Annotated in this window: 26 protein-coding genes and 1 pseudogene; 16 read left to right on the forward strand and 11 right to left on the reverse strand. The window is 46.5% G+C overall.

Features of this window, described 5'->3' with window-relative positions:
• Positions 1–159: 159 nt before the first annotated feature.
• Together IRJ25_RS14065 and IRJ25_RS14070 are read right to left on the reverse strand one after the other, a co-directional pair.
• Positions 160–783 carry a glucosaminidase domain-containing protein gene (locus tag IRJ25_RS14065; protein ID WP_269318538.1) on the reverse strand — a complete coding sequence of 208 codons (624 nt, stop codon included), beginning with the start codon at positions 781–783 and terminating at the stop codon, positions 160–162.
• A 145-nt stretch (positions 784–928) separates the two neighbouring features.
• Positions 929–2,425 (reverse strand): MDR family MFS transporter, encoded by a 1,497-nt coding sequence (locus tag IRJ25_RS14070; protein WP_074034742.1) that lies wholly within the window; start codon positions 2,423–2,425, stop codon positions 929–931.
• Between the two features lie 164 nt (positions 2,426–2,589).
• Between IRJ25_RS14070 and IRJ25_RS14075 the strand changes: the two genes are divergently transcribed.
• The 8 genes from IRJ25_RS14075 (at position 2,590) to IRJ25_RS14110 (ending at position 10,964) form a co-directional block, all read left to right on the forward strand.
• A complete protein-coding gene (locus IRJ25_RS14075) occupies positions 2,590–3,462 on the forward strand; it encodes a TetR/AcrR family transcriptional regulator (RefSeq protein WP_074034740.1) in 873 nt (290 codons plus the stop codon).
• A 142-nt stretch (positions 3,463–3,604) separates the two neighbouring features.
• Complete coding sequence (locus tag IRJ25_RS14080; RefSeq protein WP_214784905.1) at positions 3,605–4,681, forward strand: hypothetical protein; 1,077 nt, start codon at positions 3,605–3,607, stop codon at positions 4,679–4,681.
• 166 nt (positions 4,682–4,847) lie between these two features.
• A complete protein-coding gene (locus IRJ25_RS14085; protein WP_196431439.1) occupies positions 4,848–5,861 on the forward strand; it encodes a LacI family DNA-binding transcriptional regulator in 1,014 nt (337 codons plus the stop codon).
• A 201-nt stretch (positions 5,862–6,062) separates the two neighbouring features.
• A complete protein-coding gene (locus tag IRJ25_RS14090; protein ID WP_214784901.1) occupies positions 6,063–7,364 on the forward strand; it encodes an ABC transporter substrate-binding protein in 1,302 nt (433 codons plus the stop codon).
• A 58-nt stretch (positions 7,365–7,422) separates the two neighbouring features.
• A complete protein-coding gene (locus tag IRJ25_RS14095; RefSeq protein ID WP_015880663.1) occupies positions 7,423–8,322 on the forward strand; it encodes a carbohydrate ABC transporter permease in 900 nt (299 codons plus the stop codon).
• Positions 8,323–8,325: 3 nt separating this feature from the next.
• Positions 8,326–9,255, forward strand: a complete 930-nt coding sequence (locus IRJ25_RS14100; RefSeq protein WP_269318540.1) for a carbohydrate ABC transporter permease — start codon at positions 8,326–8,328, stop codon at positions 9,253–9,255.
• A 24-nt stretch (positions 9,256–9,279) separates the two neighbouring features.
• Positions 9,280–10,632, forward strand: coding sequence for a GH1 family beta-glucosidase (locus tag IRJ25_RS14105; protein ID WP_214784895.1), 1,353 nt, complete (start codon positions 9,280–9,282; stop codon positions 10,630–10,632).
• A gap of 86 nt (positions 10,633–10,718) precedes the next feature.
• Positions 10,719–10,964 (forward strand): hypothetical protein, encoded by a 246-nt coding sequence (locus IRJ25_RS14110; protein ID WP_031424613.1) that lies wholly within the window; start codon positions 10,719–10,721, stop codon positions 10,962–10,964.
• 98 nt (positions 10,965–11,062) lie between these two features.
• Here IRJ25_RS14110 and IRJ25_RS14115 read toward each other — a convergent pair whose 3' ends face one another.
• From IRJ25_RS14115 to IRJ25_RS14150, 8 genes are all read right to left on the reverse strand, one after another.
• Positions 11,063–11,509 (reverse strand): hypothetical protein, encoded by a 447-nt coding sequence (locus tag IRJ25_RS14115; protein ID WP_269318541.1) that lies wholly within the window; start codon positions 11,507–11,509, stop codon positions 11,063–11,065.
• Positions 11,452–11,649, reverse strand: a complete 198-nt coding sequence (locus tag IRJ25_RS14120) for a hypothetical protein (protein WP_269318542.1) — start codon at positions 11,647–11,649, stop codon at positions 11,452–11,454. The genes IRJ25_RS14115 and IRJ25_RS14120 overlap by 58 nt, the downstream gene beginning before the upstream one ends.
• A complete protein-coding gene (locus tag IRJ25_RS14125) occupies positions 11,646–11,972 on the reverse strand; it encodes a hypothetical protein (RefSeq protein ID WP_214784891.1) in 327 nt (108 codons plus the stop codon). Before IRJ25_RS14125 ends, IRJ25_RS14120 begins: the two co-directional genes overlap by 4 nt.
• 74 nt (positions 11,973–12,046) lie before the next feature.
• Positions 12,047–13,375: a PTS sugar transporter subunit IIC gene (locus tag IRJ25_RS14130; protein WP_269318543.1), complete on the reverse strand. Its 1,329-nt coding sequence runs from the start codon at positions 13,373–13,375 to the stop codon at positions 12,047–12,049.
• A gap of 12 nt (positions 13,376–13,387) precedes the next feature.
• Positions 13,388–14,794 (reverse strand): GH1 family beta-glucosidase, encoded by a 1,407-nt coding sequence (locus IRJ25_RS14135; protein WP_031424618.1) that lies wholly within the window; start codon positions 14,792–14,794, stop codon positions 13,388–13,390.
• A gap of 15 nt (positions 14,795–14,809) precedes the next feature.
• Positions 14,810–15,118 (reverse strand): PTS sugar transporter subunit IIB, encoded by a 309-nt coding sequence (locus IRJ25_RS14140; protein WP_015880671.1) that lies wholly within the window; start codon positions 15,116–15,118, stop codon positions 14,810–14,812.
• Positions 15,115–15,462 carry a PTS lactose/cellobiose transporter subunit IIA gene (locus IRJ25_RS14145; RefSeq protein WP_031424619.1) on the reverse strand — a complete coding sequence of 116 codons (348 nt, stop codon included), beginning with the start codon at positions 15,460–15,462 and terminating at the stop codon, positions 15,115–15,117. Before IRJ25_RS14145 ends, IRJ25_RS14140 begins: the two co-directional genes overlap by 4 nt.
• A gap of 153 nt (positions 15,463–15,615) precedes the next feature.
• Positions 15,616–16,326: a GntR family transcriptional regulator gene (locus tag IRJ25_RS14150; protein ID WP_214758680.1), complete on the reverse strand. Its 711-nt coding sequence runs from the start codon at positions 16,324–16,326 to the stop codon at positions 15,616–15,618.
• A gap of 205 nt (positions 16,327–16,531) precedes the next feature.
• Here IRJ25_RS14150 and IRJ25_RS14155 point away from each other — a divergent pair, with 205 nt between their 5' ends.
• The 7 genes from IRJ25_RS14155 to IRJ25_RS14185 are packed head-to-tail and all read left to right on the forward strand — an operon-like array spanning position 16,532 to position 20,019.
• Entirely contained in the window at positions 16,532–16,966 is a 435-nt protein-coding gene (locus IRJ25_RS14155; RefSeq protein WP_269318544.1) for a hypothetical protein, read from the forward strand.
• Positions 16,963–17,391 (forward strand): hypothetical protein, encoded by a 429-nt coding sequence (locus tag IRJ25_RS14160; RefSeq protein WP_269318545.1) that lies wholly within the window; start codon positions 16,963–16,965, stop codon positions 17,389–17,391. The genes IRJ25_RS14155 and IRJ25_RS14160 overlap by 4 nt, the downstream gene beginning before the upstream one ends.
• Positions 17,392–17,841 (forward strand): hypothetical protein, encoded by a 450-nt coding sequence (locus tag IRJ25_RS14165; protein ID WP_269318546.1) that lies wholly within the window; start codon positions 17,392–17,394, stop codon positions 17,839–17,841. It abuts the gene before it with no gap.
• On the forward strand, positions 17,825–18,295 hold the full coding sequence (locus tag IRJ25_RS14170; RefSeq protein ID WP_269318547.1) for a hypothetical protein: 471 nt from the start codon (positions 17,825–17,827) through the stop codon (positions 18,293–18,295). The genes IRJ25_RS14165 and IRJ25_RS14170 overlap by 17 nt, the downstream gene beginning before the upstream one ends.
• Positions 18,274–18,792 (forward strand): hypothetical protein, encoded by a 519-nt coding sequence (locus IRJ25_RS14175; protein WP_269318548.1) that lies wholly within the window; start codon positions 18,274–18,276, stop codon positions 18,790–18,792. The genes IRJ25_RS14170 and IRJ25_RS14175 overlap by 22 nt, the downstream gene beginning before the upstream one ends.
• Positions 18,779–19,249, forward strand: a complete 471-nt coding sequence (locus tag IRJ25_RS14180; protein ID WP_214784874.1) for a hypothetical protein — start codon at positions 18,779–18,781, stop codon at positions 19,247–19,249. The genes IRJ25_RS14175 and IRJ25_RS14180 overlap by 14 nt, the downstream gene beginning before the upstream one ends.
• Before the next feature lie 26 nt (positions 19,250–19,275).
• The gene (locus IRJ25_RS14185; protein ID WP_269318549.1) at positions 19,276–20,019 is read left to right on the forward strand and encodes an endonuclease/exonuclease/phosphatase family protein; all 744 of its coding nucleotides are present in this window, start codon (positions 19,276–19,278) and stop codon (positions 20,017–20,019) included.
• A 31-nt stretch (positions 20,020–20,050) separates the two neighbouring features.
• Here the strand turns inward: IRJ25_RS14185 and IRJ25_RS14190 are convergent, their stop codons facing one another.
• Complete coding sequence (locus IRJ25_RS14190) at positions 20,051–20,386, reverse strand: hypothetical protein (protein WP_015880680.1); 336 nt, start codon at positions 20,384–20,386, stop codon at positions 20,051–20,053.
• Between the two features lie 412 nt (positions 20,387–20,798).
• Between IRJ25_RS14190 and IRJ25_RS14195 the strand changes: the two are divergent.
• Positions 20,799–21,313: pseudogene (locus tag IRJ25_RS14195) on the forward strand (glutamine--fructose-6-phosphate transaminase (isomerizing)); the annotation flags it as partial.

Consider the following 21,313-nt stretch of genomic DNA (forward strand, 5'->3'; position numbering starts at 1 on the left):
GTGCCATGGCTTTGTGTTCATCCACAAAAAAAGCACTCGGACCATTGTCCGAAATGCTCATTAGCGTTTGAGTAACAACATCACGCCGGTCACGAATAATGCGATTCCGCTCGCGAGTCTAACTTGTTTGCACGTCACGTTCTTTCACCCCTACATTTCTTATCTGTTTTCTTTAGCGACACGTTTTGGTATTTTCGACATTTCTTGATAAATCGAAAGAATCTCGGTCCCGTAATTTCCTTTCGGCTGCATGGCCCACTTTTGGTGAAGAGATGGCCACGTCGTTGCAGAGCCTCGCTTGACGAGATGGAAGCGTGGGTCGACTTGTTTCGTATTCAGTGCATCGTGTGAGGCGTATGCCTTTAGATGCTGAACTTGAGCAGTCACGCCTTGATGCGGTGAACGGAAATAGTGACCTTTTACGCCATTCCCAGTCGTCCCGATTCCGGAATAGTTATGTTGTTCAGGGAGTACATCGCCACCATATCGAAAGTAGCCTGTCTCTTTCAGTGCTTGAGCGAACGCGACATCCCCACGAACACCTTCCTTAGCGCCGATGATGACGAAGAGGTTCGCCAAGTCTTCGACCGACGTTTGTACTAGCCGGACATCACGAGGATTCTTCTTTTTTACGTAATCCGCCATTTGTTGCGGAGTCAAAGCCGATACTCCCATAATAGCACGATTCTGCTTCTTCGGGGCCGCCTCAACGATTGATCCAGTCGAGAGAAAAGAAGATGTGATCAGAAGAAACACAATCATCCAGCTAAACACTTTTTTCATCATATGTACCCTCCTAAACGAATCCTATCCATTGAGAAATAATACCATATTAGGATTAAATTTTAATTTCAGATTTATTTATGAAGGAAATGAGAAATTAAAAAAAGCCGCTCTGAATTCAACATTCAAAGCGGCTTCTCAACATTTAATTTGCTTGTTTCAATTCTTCAACAGTCTCTACTTGATCATCGAACTTCCGCACATCCACTCGTTTTACGAAGAACGCAAGGACGAGCGCCAAGAGGTTCATCCCAAGTGCGACATAAAATGAATATTGAATCCCAGATAAGAGGGCTTGCTGAGTGATGGCACCCATCGAACTCTCTGTGAGTGTCGCAGGATCGACTCCTGTCATCAATGATTCAGCCTCCGTACGTGTCACCGAGTTCATGATGGTTACGAGGACTGCCGTACCAATCGCACCAGATACTTGTTGGGCCGTGTTGTTGATGGCCGTTCCGTGTGGATTGAGGCGAGTCGGTAACTGGTTAAGTCCATTAGTCATAATCGGCATCATAACCATCGACATCCCAAACATACGCAACGTGTACGTTAAGACGATGTACGTGTAGGTCGAATCGAGTTGGACGTTTGCGAGCATATATGTTGATACCGCGGTGATTGTCAGACCGGTAAGTGCCAATAATTTTGGCCCGAATCGGTCAAACAGTTTACCCGTGATCGGTGACATGATTCCCATGATGATCGCACCAGGGAGAAGCATGAGCCCTGAATCGAGTGGTGAGATGCCACGTACGCTTTGGACGTAAGCCGGTGTCAAAATCATACCGGAGAACATTGCGACCGCGTTGACCATCGCAATGACTGACGCGAGTGCGAACATCGGATGTTTGTAAGCACGCAAGTCGAGCAATGGTTTTTCCATATGAAGCTGGCGGTAGATGAAGGCGATCAACGAAATGGCACCGACAATCATCGTCGCCAAGACGATTGGGTTATCCCAGCCGTCCGAACTTGCTGAACTGACACCGTATAAAATCCCACCAAATCCGAGTGTCGATAAGACGAGCGACAAGTAATCCAGTGACTGGTCTTTGTTTTGGACCATGACGTTCTCTGCTTTCCAAACAGCGAGCGCGAGACCGATGATCGCGAGCGGTAAAATCATTTCGAATAAGACGCGCCAGTCATAGTACTCGACGATATAACCGGAAAGTGTCGGTCCAATCGCAGGTGCCGAGATCATGACAAGTCCGAAAATCCCCATCGCCATCCCCCGTTTTTCACGCGGGAAGCTGACGAGCATGACGTTCATTAAGAGTGGTCCCATTGTTGAGGCACCGATGGCTTGAATCATTCGACCAGTCAACAACCAGCCGAAGCTCGGCGAGAAGGCCGCGATAGCCGTACCGATGGCGAAGATGCTCATCGACGTAATGAACAAGCTGCGGTTTGAAAAGCGAGTGATCAAATAGGCGGATGCCGGGACGAGCACACCCGTCACGAGCATAAAGCCTGTCGCGAGCCATTGAACGGTCGAGTAGTCTGCAATCTCGAGGTCGACCATGATCGATGGGAGCGCGACGTTGAGTAATGAGTTGTTTAAAAATGCGATGAATGCACCCGCAAAGAGCACCGCCAACATGACGTAAGGCGGTTTCTTTTGGAATTCTGGTTTCATATGGATGGCTCCTTTATTTTCTAAATAGTTATGTGTTGGTAAGTGTCGATGAAATGATTTTATACCCGTTGTATAAATAAAGCAACCATTTTGTACTATTAGTCTAAAAAGGTTTTCGGTGCTATAGTAAAGGTACAAACTAGACAGAACGGAGTTACGAAAATATGAAAGAGAAAAAGAGAAAAGTTGCCGATATTGCCATGTCTCTCTTCATCGAAAATGGGGTACAGCACACATCGGTGCAAGAGATCATCGACCGCGCTAATATCTCCAAAGGGACGTTTTATAATTACTTCTCATCGAAGACGGATTGTGTCGCTAGTATCCTCGAGAACTTACGATATGATGCAGGGCAACGCCGAATCGAAATGCAGATGGGGCGGGATAAGCGAGATCGTGACGTCTTCATCGAACAGATTTCGATATTGATTCAATTGAACGAAGAGCGGAACTTGCACGCGTTATTTGAATCGATCATGTCGTCGAACGAGAATGAATTGAAGAAGCTTGTACTTCAACATCGCATTTATGAAATCGAGTGGATTGCGATGCGTTTGACGGAAATCATTGGAGAGTCCGTCAGACCGTATTCGATGGAATTGACGGTGCTCTTCAACGGAATGTTGCAACATATCTTGTTTACGAACCGCATCACGAATGCTGCCTACTCTCCTCAAAAAGTCGTCCGAAGCTTATATACGTATGTCGAATTGATTGCCGCTCGGATGATGGAGACAGGAGAGCACGTCTTGAACCCGGTCACGGTCGATCAAATGCGTGGGACGACAGATAAACATCTCATAACAATCGAAGAATTGATCGAGATGGCTGCTCGCATCGAAGAGCATGTCGACATGACGGAAGAACAGCGAGATTTGTTCGATGCGATTTCGTTCGAACTTAAACAAGAGCGTCTTCGGAAAATCGTGTTAGAGCAATTGTTAAAGCCATTCCAACGGCTATTTAAAGGCGTGACAGGCGAGACAGAAGTACAAAAGTTCACGAATCTCGTGTGGTTGTATACGCGGACACATTAAAAATCATCCAATATTTCTGGATGGTTTTTTATTTTTCGATATAAAAGATAGAACAATTGTAGGTTCGTATGGGAAATATGGGTAATAATTAGTGATGGATAATGTTGAAGATGAAAGCGATTGAAGATGGGAGGAATTGAATATGCTAGAAAGTGTGATTGCATTTACTGCAATCGCTCTACTAATAGGTGGAGCGGCATATGGTCTCTATTCTGTATTTCGTTATTTTATCAAAAAGGATATCACTTCATTCCCTATCATATTAGGGGGCTCGATTTTTCTCGCAGGTGTTTGGTTGATCTTCATACTCGGAATTCTTGAAACAAATAATCAAGAAGCGGCTACTGATTTTGAAGAAGAGAGCACATTAGCAGTTACAGAGGACGAGAGTGAACCTGAACCGGTAATTGAAGAAGAGGTCGAAGAAGTTCAAGAACCTTCTGTGGAAGAGTTTTTACAAGACGTTCAGCCTGAGGAACCAATATCGAACTATAAGGAGTACATGGAATTTTATGAATTACAAATTAACCGAGGATATACTGCTTATGGTCTAGAGTTTGATGAAGTCACAATCGAGAATCGAAACATAATCGTGGTATACGACGCAGACTCAATTATCGAAGTAGGTGTGAATAAAGATTTAGATCAAGTAAAAAATGATCATGTCAAAAAGATTCAAGAAGATTTAACGACAACAATAGAGGGTTCATCAGATATGGGAACTGATGCAATTCAGCTTGAAAGAGGGTTTGCTGTTGTAGCCAGTACTTACAATGGTTCAAGTAATTTTGCAGTGACACTTCAAAATGATCAAGGGGAAATGATTGATTTACTAGTGAATGAAATAGGAAACTATTCAGGAAAGAGTTTTGTTTGGATTGAGGATGCAGGGGATTATTACTTAAATATAAATGGCAATCAAGGTAATTGGACAATTAATGTTATGCAATATCGACCTCTTGAAATAGAAAATCTACCAGGTGCTATAAAAGGAAAAGGTGACGATGTAGTCTTTTTTGAAATTGATAAAGGGTCTTATCAAATTTCGTTTTCGCATAATGGGGATTCTAATTTTGCAGTGAACGTCAACAAGGTTGATTTGTTAGTGAATGAAATAGGGAGTTATGAAGGGTCTCAACGCTACTCCTTTGAAGAGTCTAATGTATATGTGTTTGTCGTAACGGCAGATGGAGACTGGACCATCAATGTTAAGGAATAATATAGCTTGTACACAGGTATGACAAAATTCTTCCCTTTACAGTAATATAGAAGAAACAAGGAATGGAAAAAAGAATCAAAAAGTTTCCTCGAAAAAGAATTGATTCCTACAAATCCATACGCTACAATCAAATTACCGAAAGCGCTTTCGGGAAGAGGAGAATGACATGGGTACGATTTATGATTTAGCCAAAAAAACAGGATTCTCAATCACGACAGTGTCCAAAGCGTTGAACAATTATAAAGACGTGAGTGACAAGACGAGAGCGAAGATTCTTCAAGCCGCTGCTGAGATGGACTACTTGCCGAACGCACATGCCCAGTCGTTATCGACGAAAAAATCATGGGCGATCGGGGTCATGTTCTCAGAGGCGAACGAAGTCGGGATGAAGCACCCGTTCTTCAACGGAATCATCGAAAGTTTTCGTCACGCGACAGAGGAGCAGGGCTACGATTTAATCTTTGCCTCGCGGAATCTACGCAATCGTGACATGAGTTACCTCGAACACTTTAAACACCGTGCGGTCGACGGGATCGTCGTCATCTGCTCGGACCGAATGGATGAGCAAGTTCAAGAGCTCATGCGAAGCGACATCCCAATCGTCGTCGTCGATATGGACAGCGCCAACTGTAGCGTCGTTTATTCCGATAATATCGAAGGGGCGCGTCTCGCCGTGAATTATCTCTATGAACTCGGCCACCGAAAAATTGCCCACATCGCTGGGGATGAAACGATTGACGCTGGAGCGGCACGAATCAAAGGATATGAACTTGCGATGCAAGAGCTGGACCTTCCGATTCGACCAGGCTACCTCGTCAACGCCGGTTTCTTCTCGGTTGAGGAAGGGAAACAAGCGATGGAACAATTGCTTGAACTAGACGATCAACCGACTGCAGTCTTTGTGGCCGGGGATCAAATGGCAATAGGTGTCATCGAAGCCATTCACGAGCACGGTCTTCATGTCCCAAATGACATCTCTGTCATCGGATATGATGACATTGAAATGATTCAATACATCACGCCGAAACTGACCACGATTCGCCAAGATACGGACGAAATCGGAGAAGCGGCAGCAGAACTTTTACTTGAACAAATGACCGCGAAAGAGCGACTCACTGAACGTCGCGTCATTCCGGTACGCTTAGTCGAACGGGCATCCTGTGCACCGGTCAAACAGTGATTTATAGCCAATGATGTTTCGAAGTCGCTCTCTTTTCTTCAGTGGATGGAGAGGGGAGCGCGATTTCGAAAGTCATTTTTGAAAGAAATCGAAACCGCTTTCGATATTTTTTTCGATTGCAACGAAAGCGCTTTCGATAATTTTAAACCTCTTTTTGCAAGCGCTTTCTACTATTACTTATAAAAAGGATGGGAACAACACATGCGTAAATTAGTCAGCTTACTTACACTCGGAGCACTTTCAGTTGGCGTCTTGAGCGGTTGCTCAGACAGCGAAGGCGGAGCTTCTGAATCAAAAGATGACGTCTTAAAAGTTTGGTCATTTACGGACGAATTAAAAGAACCAATTAAAACATATGAAGAGAAGAACGGTGTCAAAGTTGAATTGACTATCGTCCCAATCGCGGACTATCCAACGAAATTGAAGCCAGCACTTGAGAGTGGCGTCGGCGCACCGGACGTCTTCACGGGAGAAATCGCATTCCTTAAACAATGGGTTGATGCAGGTTATTGGGAAAACCTTTCGGACGAGCCATACAGTGTCGATGAAATCGCAGACAACTACGTCCCGTACGTGTTTGACCTCGGGAAAGATAAAGATGGAAACGTTCGCGCTCTTTCATGGCAAACGACACCAGGTGGCGTTTACTACAAACGTAGCTTAGCAAAAGAAGTACTTGGTACAGACGACCCGACTGAAATCGGTGAAATGATGAGCTCGATGGACGGTGTCTTCGAAGTTGCTGAGAAGATGAAACAAAAAGGATACAAGATGTTCCCGGACGAAGGTGCGATCCGTTGGTTCTCACAAGGAGCAAACCCAGAAGCGTGGGTCAACGATAAAAACGAACTCGTCTTGACAGAAGATAAGATCAACTACATGGACTATGCGAAAGAACTTCGTGAGAAGCAATACACTGCGCTCGCACCAGAATGGTCACCATCATGGTTCGAAGGAATGGATAAGCCAATCAAAGTGAAAGAGAACGGAAAAGAAACAGAGACACAAGTCTTCTCATACGTCCTCCCAACATGGGGTCTCCACTCTGTATTAAAAGAGAACGCGAAAAAGTCTGCAGGTGACTGGGCTGTCACAAGCGGACCAAGCCCATACTTCTGGGGCGGTACATGGCTCGGAGTCTATGAAGGATCGAAAAACAAAGAAGCCGCTTACGACTTCGTAAAACTCATGACACAGGATGAAGAATTCTTGACAGATTGGGCACAAGAGACAGGCGACGTACTTGCGTTCAACCCGGTCACAGACAAGATCAAAGACGACTTCAGCGATGAGTTCCTCGGCGGACAAAACAACTATGAGTTCTTCCTCGATGAAGCAGATGAAATCACACCAGGTATCGTCACGAAATACGACCAACAGCTCGATACACTTTATGGTGCATCTGTCCTTCAGTATGTAGAAGGGAAAAAGTCAAAAGAAGAAGCGATTGAAGAGTTCAAAAAACAAGCGAAGAACGCTTACCCAGACATCGTTGTAGACTGACGATGACCAACACGAGGGGGGAGCTCCCCCCTCGGTTCTTATGGAAGGAGAAATACACGTGAAAAAACTAGATCGTTACGGCTATCTGTTCATCGCCCCGTTCTGGGTCGTCTTCTTGACATTCAGCATCTATCCGGTCCTCTTAACGCTTTATTATAGCTTCACGAACTATACGGGGAGCCCGGGTGAAGAGGTCGTCGGGTTTGCGAACTACACACGGTTGTTGACGGATACGTACTTTATCGAGGCGTTTTTCAACACCATCAAAATTTGGGGAATTAACTTCGTCTTGCAGATTGGATTGGCGCTTCTCTTGGCGCTCATCTTCTCTGATCTCCGTTTGAAGTTAAAAGGACTATCGTTCTTCCGCTCGTTCTTCTATCTTCCAAACTTGATCACGATCAGTTCGGTCGCGCTCTTGTTCGGTATTTTACTCGACTGGCAGCACGGTTCACTCAACATGGTGTTGATGAAAATCGGCTTGATTTCGGATCCAATCAACTGGTTGGCAGAACCTGTGACGGCACAGTTATCCGTTTCACTCATTTTGACATGGATGTGGTTCGGACATTCCTTCATCATCGTCATGGCAGGGGTATCAGGCATCTCGACAGATTACTTCGAAGCCGCTCACATTGACGGTGCGAACCGTTGGCAGATGTTTACGAAAGTGACGTTGCCGCTCTTGAAACCAATTCTTCTCTACATCATGATCACGTCACTCATCGGTGGACTACAGTTGTTCGACCTTCCGATGTTGATTACAGACGGGATCGGTTCACCAGACGGTTCGTTGAACACGATGGTGCTTTACTTGTACAACCAAGCCTTCAAGTATAACAACTATGGCTATGCGTCAGCGGTCGCTTACGGCCTATTCTTGATCACGCTGATCTTCTCGGCGGTCGTCTTCAAGGGTATGTTCCGCAAAGAGCGCGCGACACAGAAGGGGGCGTAAGCAATGGAACAAAATGCGGAATCACGGCGAATGCTTCCAGATAGCGCAGCGCAGCCGAAACGGAAAGAGGAGCGTCCGCTTAAAGTGGCGCCGCCTTCTAAGAAGAAAACGAATAAGCGATTCGCACGAGGTTTGATTTATACAGGGCTCATCCTTCTCGCGATGATCTGTTTCATTCCGTTCTTGATGATGATTGTCAACGCGACCCGGACGAATGGAGAAATCATGGCTGGGTTCTCACTTTTTCCGGGGACGGCGCTCGCAGACAACTATGCGACGCTTAGCGAATACATCAACATTTGGAACGGCTTCAAGAACAGCTTGATCATCTCTGTATCGGTGACGGTCTTGTCTGGTTACTTCTCAGCCCTAACGGCTTACGGCTTTACGTTCTATAACTTTAGAGGGAAAAATGCGATGTTCATCTTCATGCTTGTCATGATGATGGTGCCAGCGCAACTCGGACTCATTGGATTCTATGAGATCTCAAAAACGCTCGGTATTTTGGACACGTTCATTCCATTGATTGTCCCAGCGATTGCAACACCGTTCACCGTCTTCTTCATCCGTCAATATACGCAAGCGACGCTTCACATCAGTTTGATTGAAGCGGCACGGATTGACGGTGCGAGCGAGCTACGTATTTTCCACACAATCGCACTTCCAATGATGATGCCAGCGATTGCAACGATGTCGATTTTTACGTTCATCGGCTCATGGAACAACTACTTGATGCCACTTGTCCTCTTGTTCTCGCCTGAGAAATACACGTTGCCTGTTTTGATGGGCTTCTTGAAAGGATCACAAGTCGCAGAGAACCTTGGCTCGCTTTACCTGGGCATCGCGATTTCGGTCGTACCGATCATGATTGCCTTCTTGTTCCTCTCGAAGTACATCGTCAGCAGTATTTCGGCAGGTGCTGTCAAAGAATAAATATAGAGAAAAGAGGAAAACACTATGCATTTTAAGAAAGACTTCGTATTCGGGACAGCCACGTCCTCGTACCAAATTGAAGGCGCATATAACGAAGGAGGCCGTACTCCTTCCATCTGGGATATGTTCTGTGACATCGACGGGCGCGTGTTTGAAAAGCATAACGGCGATGTCGCATGTGACCACTACCATCGTTACGAGGAAGACATCCAGCACATCAAAAAGTTAGGTGTCGACACGTATCGATTCTCCATCGCGTGGCCACGCATCTTCCCTGCCAAGGGAGAGTACAACCCAGAAGGAATGGCGTTCTACAAAAACTTGGCGCTGCGTCTACGTGAAGAAGGAATCAAACCAGCCGTCACGATTTATCACTGGGACCTTCCGATGTGGGCTCACGAAGAAGGTGGCTGGGTCAACCGTGAATCGGTCGACTGGTTCCTCGATTATGCGAAAGTCTGTTTTGAAGAGCTTGATGACATCGTCGACTCTTGGATTACCCACAATGAGCCTTGGTGTGCCGGCTTCCTCGGCTACCACGTCGGTGTTCATGCACCGGGTCATCGTGACATGAACGAAGCGGTACGCGCCGTGCACCACATATTGTTATCGCACGGAAAAGCGGTCGAGTTGTTGAAGCGAGAGATGACGTCCATGACCCCGATCGGCATCACGCTCAACTTGTCACCGATGTACGCGAAGACGGATTCTGCGAATGATCGCCTTGCGATGAACAATGCCGACGGGTATTCGAATCGCTGGTTCCTCGATCCGGTCTTCAAAGGTGAGTATCCAGTCGATATGATGAACTTGTTCTCCAAATATGTGCATAACTTCGATTTCATCCAACCGGGTGATATGGAGACGATTTCGACATCTTGCGACTTCTTCGGCATCAACTTCTACAGCCGCGGCATTGTCGAGTTCAACGCAGCAAATGATTTCTTGAAGGCAGACGCTTACTCGGACTACGAGAAGACGGGCATGGGCTGGGATATCGCCCCGAACGAATTCAAAGACCTGATCCGTCGTTTACGCGCCGAGTATACTGACCTTCCAATCTACATCACAGAGAACGGCGCCGCATTTGACGACGTGCTGGAAAATGGCGAAGTCCATGACGATAACCGGATCGACTACGTCCGCCAGCACCTCGAAGCCGTCTCCGATTTGAACGATGAAGGCATGAACATTCAAGGCTACTACCTCTGGTCGCTCATGGACAACTTCGAATGGAGCTTCGGTTATGAGAAGCGCTTCGGCATTCTTTATATCGACTTTGAGACACAGGAGCGCATTTGGAAAGACAGCGCGAAGTGGTATGCCGGTGTCATCGCCGACCATAAAGCCAAACACGCGGATAGCGTCGAGGCGTAACATGCATCCATCCCCACCGCTACGGGGATGGATTTTTTGTGTGGAATGCTATCTTTTTGGGAACGAAGATAGGGGAGGGATGTTCTATGAAACGTGAGTTTGCGACATATGAAGTGACGGGATATGACGACCTTGGGAAAATCAAATTCGTTCATTTGAGAGAAGGCGAGTTTGTGTTGCCCGTTGAGATCAAGGGAGATGACTTACGAAAAATCAAGAAAATGATGGAGCTCAATCCAGGTGTGACCGTGATTATTCATGCGGCGATTGACCAGAGGCGGATGCGGTTGCTTGAAGTGGAGGGCTATTCGCTCCGGAAAGAGGATACGTAAAACGCTAGCACTGAAAAAGGACTAGCGTTTGTTTACATAGATTGGGCAACGAAACACCAGGATAAATCCCACGATTCACTCGTGATGACGCACAAAAGTCACCGACCATGAAACGGTTCGGTGACTTCGTTGGATTGACTGATTTGTTTGACTCTTTTCAATACGTCCCGTTTCGGTAAATTCGGGTAATCATGCTGGATGCGTTCGACGCAGGACACGATTGTTTCGGTTCGTAACAGGTGGATGATCTGCTGATCGATTGAATCAAGTTCAAGAGGTACGTCTTCTTTCGAATTCTCACGATTTAGCCAAAATGATGCACCGAATAAGTGTACGAATACAATCCCCATGACGGTGAGCGTCGATAAATCGATAGACGGAAAGAGTGTCAGTACGACGTATAGACTGATTCCGCTCACTGCTCCGTGCAGAATGGTGTCGATTAGACGCGGTACGTTCGCATGACCAAACGAGCGTAACGCTCCCGTTAACCCATCAACGAACAAACTGAGGATTGTCGACAATAGATAGATAGATAGAAACAACCGAGCATCGCGAGAGTCGATAAGATTCGGAACACTGTGTCTTCAAGCAGATAGATGATAATCAAATCGACGGCAAGTAGCGGGGCGAGGGCGAGCGCTAAAATCAATGCGCCCCAACCGAGTCCAGTCACAGCCTTCATGAGACATGTGCCCGATATCGTCCAAGTGCGATGATGGCACAGAAGAGACAGACCGTATGGATTACGACCCCGATAAGCATGGCATATGGCAAAATCGATTGGAAGCCAAGACCGAATGCGAGGGCGGCGCTCGATAAAATTAGAAAGCTCGGTGTATAGTTTCGGACGGTTGTTTTCTGCTTATTCGCATGTACCATAAAGTATCCCGCAATGAGTAAAAAGACAGGAAACAACATGATGGGGTAGACCGATTGAAGCAACAGTCCGAGTAATCCGGACAGACCAGCGATAACGGCGAATATAGAAGGATAGTATGCTTTCAAATTTCCAACTCCTTTACTCTTTTCCCTAAATATAACAGCCCTCCTCATTATTGAGAAGGGCTGTCGCTTTTGTTTCAGGCTGATGCTTGATCAGAGCCATCTTGTGCTTTCAATTCTTCACCGTACGAAACGCGGTCTTGAATGCGAACGAACGGAAGGTAGACGACAACGGCCATGGCGATTGTTGCAATCTGTAAGAGGGCAGCGCGCCATCCGCCAATCAAGAATCCAGAGATGACTGGAGGTGTCGTCCATGGTACTTGAAGCGCGTTGAACGGCTCGACCCAACCCCAAAGGATGGCAAAGTAGACCATGAATGAAGCGATGGCTGGCACGACGACGAATGGGACGAACATGATCGGGTTGAAGACGATTGGCATCCCGAAGATGACCGGCTCATTGATGTTGAAGATACTTGGTGCAAGTGACAACTTCCCAAGCTGCTTCAAGTGTGCCGAGCGTGCAACGATTAAGACGGCAATGATGAAGCCGATTGTGATTCCTGATCCACCGAGTTTCGTGAACACGTCGAGGAATTGAATCGTAACGATTTTTGCGTTCTCGCCAGCGACGAGCGTACCACCAGCATCGAGGATGGCTTGGTTTTGAAGTGCATTCGCTGTGAGAAGTGGTCCCATGATTCCCATGAGGATTGCGGCACCGTGAATCCCACACCACCACATGACGGACATGAGCACCATGATGATGACGGCTCCAGCGAGTGTGTCAGTCAAGTTTTGAAGCGGTGCTTGAAGCACATCATAGATGACTTCTGTGAACGTACGCTCTGCAACCGCTTGGAAAATCGCAAACGTCGCAACGGCGAGCGAGATGATCGCCAAACCAGGAACAAGTGCAGAGAATGAGTTCGATACGCCTGGTGGAACACCGTCTGGCATTTTAATGCTGATCCCGCGCTTGATGAACTGCGAGTAGATGAATCCGACTGTCAATCCGACGATGATGGCAGCGAGGACACCTTGTCCACCTGTCCATACTTTTGGAATGACGCCACCGACGAATTCCCCAGATTCAGACAAGACAGAAGCTTGTGTGATGATGAGGAACGAGATGATTCCGAGGATACCAGCTGGCACGCCTTCAATCTTTTCGTTCTTGACGTATGAGTAAGCGATTCCAAAAACACCGATTAAAGCAAGGATGTCAAACGTCGCACCGACGACTTGCGTGAGCGGGAGTGACCAGTCTGCTCCAAATAGACCTGACATGAAGTCAGCCCAGCCTGGAATCGGTAACGCCAGGATGAGGAGGAACAACGATCCGATGATCGTCATCGGCATCGTGAGGATGAACCCGTCCTTAATCGCAAGGACGGGCTTGGCGTTCGCGAAGCGAACAAAAGCAGGGGTGAACTTTTCAAATACTCTTTCTAAGCGGCTCATAGGGGAACCTCCTTATAGGTCTTCAGCGCGCGTAGCGATGATCTCTTTATACCAATGGAACGACTGTTTCTTCTTCCGTGCGAGACCGTTGTTGTGGTCGACATAGATGAAGCCGTATTGTTTCTTATAACCGTTCAACCAGCTGAGTAGGTCGATTGCAGACCAAGCATAGTAACCAGCAACGTTGATGCCTTGTTGAACAGCATGTTTGACTGCACGAAGGTGTCCTTCGATGTACTCGATCCGTGGCGTGTCCATGATCTCACCGTCGACGATTGGGTCGACATCACCGAGACCGTTCTCTGTGATATAGATTTTGACGTCGCCGTAACGATCTTTCAGCATATGCATCCCAGCGAGGAACGCTTCCGGTGAGATTTCCCAATCCCACTTCGTGTACACTTTGTCATCCATCTTGACCGTCTTGTAGACGCCATCGAACGATGGGTTACCCGGACGACCTGTCGAGTTCTCACGTCCACCGGCCATGACGAGCGCCGAGTCATTCTTCATGACGCGCTGCGGGCTGTAGTAGTTGAGACCGATAAAGTCGTTCATCGGAGCGGTACGTTTCAAGACGTCGAGTTCTTCCTCTGTCATTTCAGGAAGGAGACCTTGTTCATGTAAACCGTTCACGACGTACTCTGGATATTCACCTTTCAAGATGGGGTCATAGAACCAATGTGTCGCATAAGCATTCGCATGCATTTCGGCAAACTTGTTCTCCTCTGCGTCATCGATACTGAACGCCGGGTTGAACACGTGTGTGATCCCGATTTCGCCAGTGTGACCGTTTTGTTTGAAGAGCTCAACGGCACGGGCGTGAGCGACGAAGACGTTATGTGTCGTTTGGAAATATCCTTTGACGTCGCCTTCGATACCTGGCGGGTGTGCGCCTGTTAAGTATCCAAGTGAGCAGAAGATGACCGCTTCGTTGAACGTGATCCAGTGGTTGACACGGTCACCGAACGATTGGAAGCAAGTATCTGCGAAACGGACGAATGCGTCAACTGTCTCTTTGTTCTTCCAGCCGCCTTTTTCTTCAAGTGCTTGTGGGAGGTCCCAATGGTAGAGCGTGACGAATGGGACGATGTCATGTTTCAAACATTCGTCGATCAAGTTGTTATAGAACTCGAGTCCTTTTTCGTTCACTTCACCCGTACCGTTCGGGAAGATACGCGGCCATGAGATGGAGAAACGATACGATTCGAGTCCCATCTCCGCCATGAGCGCGATATCTTCTTTATAACGATGGTAATGGTCGACTGCGACGTCGCCGTTTGTGTTTTCAAATGTCTTACCAGGAATTTTCGAGAAGACGTCCCAGTTCGAGAGGCCTTTCCCGTCCTCGTTCCATGCGCCTTCGACCTGGTAAGAGGCCGAAGCAGCGCCGAACAAGAAATCTTTAGGCATTTTCAAAGTCATCACCTCAGTTTATTTATTTACAAGTTTCAATGAGTGGTCTAATACTTTCGCACCGTTCATCATGCCGTAGTCGACTGTGTTGATGACGTCGATTGGAACACCTTTTGGTTCGCAGATTTGCTTCCCTTTTGAAAGGAGGTACTTCACTTGTGGTCCGAGAAGTGCAACGTCGATGTTGTCAACGTAAGTTTCCATCTCCGATTCTGGGTAAGCTGCGATTTCAGCTTCGATGCCACGTTCAGAGGCAACCGCTTTCATTTTTTCTACTAACATACTTGTTGACATACCTGCCGCACAGAAGAGTCCGATTTTAATCATTTTTGATCCATTCCTTTCAATTCGTTGATTTCGTTTTGCATATTCATCATATATCCAAGCATTTCTTTGACGAGAATCGTGTTCATCAAGTGATCTTGCGCATGCACCATGAGGACACCAACCGTTGCCGATTTACCTTGTGCTTCGAGCGTCACGAATTTCGTTTGAATCGCATGTGCTTCTTTTAATGTCGCGTCACCAGCAACGACTGCTGCTTCGGCTTCGTCTTTCTTTCCTTCTTGCATGAGGAGCATCGCTTGATGGTAGCTCGCTTTGGCGTCACCCGAGAGGGCGATGAGACCGAAAATATCTTCCGGTGAGATCTCGATTGTTTCAGAAACCATAATATCTCTCCTTTTTGTATGGATAACTAAAATTCATAGGTACAAATATTTTCTACACGTTGATAGTAGCACGAAAGCGTTTTCGTGTAAACCCTTACTTTTCGAAAAAGTGCATAAAAAAATGCGCGCGAGAAAAGCATCTCTCGGGCGCGTTTAGGACTTGATGTTCGAGACTTTGAGCATTTTGACATGTTTAAAATGATGGATGGAACGAGAGACGTCGAAGATTTGTCCATTCGTCAAATAGACGGTGTTGTCGACAATCAAGGCTGGATCATTCTCGTTCAGGTCGAGCAGGTCGGCGCACTCTGAATCTAAAAAGTCTGCGTAAATGACTCGGTCAGCGAATCCGATGGCAAGTTTTTGATCACTTCGTAAATATGTGTAGATCGACTTTTGGACGATGTTCTCATCTAAGTAGATGACGAGCTCTTTTCGGAAGTATGAATCCTCTACAGAGAACGGATGATCATCAACGAGACGTAGACGTTTCACGAAGTAGACGGGTGTCCCAATCGGGCACTTCATACGTTCGGCGACCTCATCGTTCGCCACCGTCTGTTCGAAATGTAAGACGCGTGTCTCGACTTTTCGACCGCTGAAGTCACTTGTTAAACCTTGGAGCTTTTCTAAATTGATGTAATCGCTATTGTAATGGTCACGGACGAAGACGCCGCTCCCTTGAACTTGATAGACGTATCCTTTGTTGACGAGGATCTCGATCGCTTTTCGGACCGTATTGCGGCTGACGCCATACTTATTGGCATACTCATCCTCGGTCAATAATTTATTCGTATGTTGGTAGACGTGATTGACGATGTCCGCTTCAATCTGACTTGCAACTTGCTTGTACTTCGGAGACATACAGTTCTACACCTTTCAAAAAAATTTGTGGGAATGAATTTGGTAACAGTATAGCAGATAACCTTTGTAAGCGGATACGTTTCGTTCGTCAATTGTTGAAAAAAGTCGAACGATTCAATGCTAGAATATTCGGAAAATGTGAAACAATAATAAGAAATTATACGTATAAGGGATATAGATGCTTTATAGAAAGGATGTTTGTTAAGTGAACAATCAAAATCGTTTCGTACAAGAGGATACATGGTGGAAGTCACCACTTCGAATAAAATATACCTCGTTTGCGTTCATACTCATGGCGCTTGCTGTGTCGTACTTCGAAGGTAATGTAGGGCTGACAGTTCCACTCATTGTTGTCGGGATCGCGATGATTGGAATAGACGTTAGCAAGTATCAGAAACAACGTACGCATGTAAGCGAAAAAATCAAAATGAAATCTCTTAAACGGGAGCTCATGTATGATTTAGTGGATTCAGCAATTCTTATTGTAACAACCGTGACGCTCCTTTTTATGAAAGTTGACACGTTAACAATTTTTGTTGTTCTCACCTTGTGGATGGTATTCGGTCAAACTTTCCAAAGACAATTTGGAGAAAGCATATCTTCGGTGGATCAATCCGAGAAACAACGGTTGAAGAGATGAATGAACGCATAACGAAAGAAAAAGCATGGAAGCGTTTATTCGACCAATGGATCTTCGGCCTGTTTGGAACATTTGTAGTGCTGATGTTACCAATCAGTTTATTAACAGATGATCTTACGTGGGGCGTGCTGTATATCGCCTGTACGCTCATTCCGCTGAACATCTTATATGTGAAGCGTTATCGAATGCGCCTGAGGTTTCAACCAGAATTGAAAGGGTTGTATCGTCGTCAACTCGTTCGGGACGGGATCAACAGTGCTGCCTTTTTCCTCGCGTTGAATCATCAATTACTGTTCGCCTCAAACGTGGCGTATATGGGTGTCACGATATTCATCGGTGGTGCGATGCTATGGACGTTGAACGTGAACAAACAAACGAAACAACAAGATATGGAGTATATACATTTCGACAAGGAGGCGATATAGGTGGAGCAAGACGTAAAGTGGATGCGACGAATGCGACGTTATGCCGTACCCATCTTGATTCTTTATGTCATGGCCATTATTGTCGCTCTCTTATTAGAGAAAATGTGGCTTATCCCCATCATGGCGTCCGTCTCTGTGATCATCGTCGTGATGGGCTATCAAGAGATGCGTATCATGTGGCGAATGACAAAACATCCGAAAGCTCATCGAATGCTTATATTCCAATACGTATTCGAATGGGTGGATGCGATTTTGTTGACGGCGCTCATGGTGACGCTTCTGACAGCGGAAGATTTTGGTCTCGTGATCGGTCTCTTTTTTGGGATATGGGGAGTACTCAGTCCGATTCGGCAGAAGTGGTTCACGAAGCAACTTAAACAAATCGATCCGGAATTACCGACGTATGAGGAAGTGATTGAAGGGAGTGTACTAAATGGACCGTCAATTTGAACTCACGATAACGCATGCCAAACAATTCGAACGGTTCTTTGGCTGGCCGGTACTCGTCATATTCCTCATTTCGTTCATCGTGATGTTACGGACACAGGCGACATGGGTCATCCCGGTCATGTTGGTCGTATCCATTGGCATGGCTTATAAAGGATATATGGAATATCGAGTCATTCGCCCTTTTGCCGAACATCAAAACGTCGTTCGGGTGTTGCGCTATCGACTCGTTGACTGTTGGATTAGTGCTGTTACGTTATTTGTGCTCTTCATCCCGATGTATGTGAACGAAGATGCCTTCATCCTGACCGGTGGGATCGTCGCCCTTTGGGGGTTAGCGAAATCGTATCGAGAGAAGAAATGGGAAGAGCGAATCCATGCACATCAGTCAGAACTACCGACGTATGAAGAAGTGTTGGAAGGAGGAGAGAACATATGGAACTATCACCAAAAGTAAAAACGCAAATCGACACGATTTTAAAAGTAGACCGTTTGACGAAATGGGGTGTCGGCATCATCGGCATCGGACTCGTCGTCAGTTTTTTGATTTACGCCTCGTATTGGACACTTTCGGACGGCGTTGTTACGGGAACGTTATATGCGGTGCTCGCTGCAGTCTTGACGGGTATTTTTATACAATATCGGATGTGGCTGCGCTTTGTGACGAATCAGACGGCACGAAACCTCTTATCGTTCAAAATGATGGCACATACGCTCGCTTTGACGGGTGTCGGAATTTATGGACTCTTCTATTTCACGAGTGAAGCGACGAGCACACAATCGTTCCGTATGTTCCTCCTTTCGCAACTGACGTTTTTCGGGATTGAATACTTGGCGAAGCGGTTCGACCGCGTCATTCAATCTTATGACGAGAACTATTTGACGGATCGAGATTTAAAAGAGATTCGTGAAGTCCGCGAATACGAGAAGGAGCAACGTCGTGAACAAACGTGATCAGATGAGAGAGCTTGTCAGAGTGGAAACTGAAAAGAATGGAGTCTTCACTTTTCTGTCGTGGATGATCTGTATATCGTTGTTTGTGGCGACTGAAAAAGGATGGGTGTCAGCAGGAACTGTTCTTTTGATTGGTCAATTTGCGGGCTTATTTGCGATTAAAAAATCTTGGAAGAAAGAAACGATTCAATTGAAGTATTTAACGAATCGAGACGCCAAACGTCATATACACTTGATGTCGATTTTTAATTTTTTGACGTTCCCGATTTTGCTCATCCTCATGTTCGGGTGGGTAACGAAACAAATTGAGACACCTTACTTTATTGGTTTGATGGTCACTGGAGGTGTCATATCCGTCATCGGTCATAAATGGTACGAGCGATACATGGTCCGACTTGATGAGAACTATGTCACGGAACGAGAGTTAAAAGAAGAACAAAAATGGGGGAGCGCGTGACTCACTCGAGAAAGTAGGAATATGAAGTGAGGATTGCGACGTATAACATTTGGAATCATGACACGCTATGGCAAAAACGAATCGATGCGATTTGCCAAGAAGTAAAACGAATCAACGCGGACGTGATTGCACTGCAAGAAGTCCGTTCTTACGAAGAGGGTAGTGTGGCTCATGACATTGCGGAAGCGACGGGTTATCCGTACTGCGTCTTTCATGCTTACCCCGACTCACCGGACGAAGGACTCGCTTTTTTGAGTAAAGTCCCTTTTTCTTCAGTTGAAGCGATTTGGGAAGAAGATGTGGAAGAGTCAAACTTTTGTGCGACCCGAGTGACGCTTATCTTCGGCGGTCAGGAATGGGGACTCACGAATGTGCATCTGAACTGGCGCTCTTCTTCGATTCGAGAATGCCAGATGGAAGTGGTACGAGACTGGTTAAGCAAGGGGCACCAAAAGGCGATTGAGGTGTTGTGTGGGGATTTCAATGATCATCCTCAATCCACTATCTATGATGATGTATCAGATGCAGGGTGGCTGGACGTGACGACGTTTGTTGGCGAAGAGGCACGCCCGACGTTAGACGTAAAGCACAATCCATACCTACAATCTTCTCATCTCGAGCAACCTGAACGATATGATTGGATTCTGTTCCTTTCGGAATGGAGTGAACTCGAGGTTCAGCATGTCGATGTATTCGGCGACATGCGGACGAGTAGGGATGTTGTACCGAGTGATCATTATGGTGTGGTGGTCGACTTTACCGTGAAATAATGAGGAGGATGTGCGATTGCGCATCCTCTTTTTATTTGAATAGACGAGCGATGAACCCCACACATGCCGCAAAGGGAAGAAGGAGAAGGAGTCCGAGCCATTGATCGCGCCAAACGACAAACCAGAAAGCGGCTTGCAGACATAGGATACCGACTGCGGCAAAAATCACGAATAAGAATGCTTTCTTACGGGTAGAGCGGTCATCCCACCATTCTTTGAAATAAGGGAAACTGCAGAGAAAAGCCATAGCCATGAAGAAAATCGCAGGAAACAACATGACATCTCCTAACGTGCTATTACCTTCAAATTCGAGCCACCTGGATAAGACGGATAACAGAATGCCGATCAATAGGAAGATTCCACCCATGTGTTTCCCCTCGTTTCTTTACTCGTTACTTGTATCATGCCCGTTCTCTCCCTACTCGAAAACCTGATACATTGATGGCATTTTAGTGAAAGTGGTGACTTTTACATGAACGGAAAAAAAGTATTTAGCGACAATTTTTCAGATTGCTCTATCCAACACGGCTTGTACTCGATAGCATGAAAGCGTATCTGGAGAAACGGCTAGATATAAAGTGAAAGCGCCAGAACTCTACGGAGTTGACGAGGACGAAGGTGATCGAGATTTCGGCGGATGCCTTCCAGTCGCGTGTCACGACTGAGAGAGTCTTGATAAAACGTTCGGGTGACCGGGCGGACAAAACGAGACTTGATGACATTACTCAAAAAAGCCCGTTTCCTTTTTCGAGAAATCGAAGCAAAGAGGAGATTTGTTTATGTGTGGAATCGTAGGGATGATCGGACAAGTTGGAACGAAAGAGATTTTATTGAAAGGGCTAGAAAAGCTCGAATATCGTGGCTATGATTCAGCAGGAATTGCATTAGTCGGCGAGGACGTTCGTACGTTCAAAGAAGTAGGACGAATTCAAGCACTCCGTGACATCGTACCGGCTGATGCTGAAGGAACGATTGGAATCGGCCACACACGTTGGGCGACACACGGGGTACCGAGCGTGCCGAACGCCCACCCGCATCAAAGCACGACTGGACGCTTCACGCTCGTCCATAACGGTGTAATCGAGAACGATGAGCAATTGAAAGCCACGCTCGACGTTCCGTTCCTTTCAGAGACGGACACGGAAGTCATCGTCTTGCTCATGGAGAAGCACTTCGTCGAGCTCGGTGATGTCGAGGCGGCGTTCCGCAAGACGCTCTCGGACCTCCACGGTTCGTACGCGATCGCGATGATCGACTCAGAGGACAAAGAGCGCCTCTATATCGGGAAGAACAA

It is taken from the genome of Exiguobacterium sp. KJ 601 (assembly GCF_027161185.1).
GTDB lineage: Bacteria > Bacillota > Bacilli > Exiguobacteriales > Exiguobacteriaceae > Exiguobacterium > Exiguobacterium profundum.